We start from the raw sequence: 1,557 nt of genomic DNA on the forward strand, positions 1-1,557 counted from the left end.
TGGTTTAGCCCCCTAATAATCGGACTTTAACATTTTAAGTTTTACAAACATACGCAATTAGTCAATATCTTTGTCTTGCAAGGAACAAACGAAGGCGAGTTTTACACCGATGTTTGTAGAAATGTTTCAGGCCTGGTCATTTCGATTTCACTAAAATTTAGTTCACCCACAAAAAAAGGCGGAATCTCTAAATTTTGCAAGGAACTGCACTTCAGACTCGTATTGCCCGATATTTGTTGGTATGGGATTTTGAGTTTGAATGTTATTTTTCGTTTTATTTCATCTCTTTTTTGTTCGATTAGCCCTTTATTCCAGCATTCTAAAAAGATATTTGGAGGTAAATTACAAACTGAGGAATGTAGACGTTCATTATTGTATTTCTCATAAAAAATGGTCAAAACACCTTCCAATTCATCGATTGTCCAAAAATGAAAAGGTCTTAGTTTTTTTGCTAAAATAGCATGAAAACTCTCAATATGTCCATTTTCCTGTGGGGTATATGGATGTGTAAAGACTTGATTCAGGTAGTTATCTTTGAAGAAATTTTGAATCATTTTTGCCGAAAATCGACTGTCATTATCATTGCGAACCTCAATATGAATCCCTTTTTCTAGGCAATTATTTGGTTGTAAATGATTTATTATAATATGTTCCCATGCCCTTTTAACATCTTCTTTTTTGATGGAATAGGCAACCGTCCAATGCAAAACAAGTCTGGTAAAAGTGTCAATAGTTGTTAGCACATAGCTATGCATTTTATACTCCTCGACCCACACAAATTTAATGTCCATTTCCAAAACTTCAAAGGGCTGACTTGGAAAAACCTTACGGTATTTTACCCTGGTTTTACTAGGCTTTTGATGTTGTTCCTTCAATAATTGTGCGCCTTTCATCAATCGATATACTTTCTTATGATTAATATCGTAACCCATCAGTTGTAATCTAGTTTCCATTTTCCGATGACCATAATCTGTGTCGAGATCTTGATGAGCTTGCTTTATTTCTTCAATAATCACATCATTTGAAACTTCAAATTTTTGCCCGTACTTGTCAGTGTAAAAAGTCGTCGTAGAAGGACTTCTTCCTTGATTAGTCCGCTTGTTTTGATAATAATACTGGTGCTTGGTTATTGCTGAAATTTGAAATGCTACTTCTTTCTTCAAGCCCTGAAAAATGTAGCCTCTCACGAGTTCCTTTTTTTCTCCAAGGCGAATTTCTTTTTTAGCAATTCGTCTTTTAACTTGCCTTCAAGCTCTTTTTGAATAACAATTTCTTTGAGTAGCTTGTTTTCTTTTTCCAGTTCTCTGATTCGTTTAAGCTGCGCGGGGGTCATTCCATGTGCGAAGCCCTCTTCGCCCATAGTATCCATCTTCTTCTTCCATGAGTAATAACTCGCAGGAAATACCGAATATTTCTCTAATGTAGGTTTAACACCTTGTTCTGAAGCTTCCTTTATGATCTTTAGCTTCTCTTCTTTGGTAAATTTTCTCTTTTCCATCGTACAAAATTATAGATTTCTATTTATAATTGTGTCCGATTATTTAAGGGGCTGAAACA

2 protein-coding genes are annotated in these 1,557 nt (G+C 34.9%); both read right to left on the minus strand.

Features of this window, described 5'->3' with window-relative positions:
* Nucleotides 1-101: 101 nt before the first annotated feature.
* Nucleotides 102-1,163: a DDE-type integrase/transposase/recombinase gene (locus IWX84_RS15290; RefSeq protein ID WP_231385515.1), complete on the minus strand. Its 1,062-nt coding sequence runs from the start codon at nt 1,161-1,163 to the stop codon at nt 102-104.
* 20 nt (nt 1,164-1,183) lie between these two features.
* Entirely contained in the window at nt 1,184-1,498 is a 315-nt protein-coding gene (locus IWX84_RS15295; RefSeq protein ID WP_196851622.1) for a transposase, read from the minus strand.
* Between the last annotated feature and the right edge of the window lie 59 nt (nt 1,499-1,557).

Origin of the sequence: Flavobacterium sp. CG_9.10, from assembly GCF_015752245.1 — a bacterium.
GTDB lineage: Bacteria > Bacteroidota > Bacteroidia > Flavobacteriales > Flavobacteriaceae > Flavobacterium.

Coding starts and splice junctions, on each gene's coding strand:
- IWX84_RS15295 (WP_196851622.1), bottom strand. CDS start 1,498: ATGGAAAAGAGAAAATTTACCAAAGAAGAGAAGCTAAAGATCATAAAG.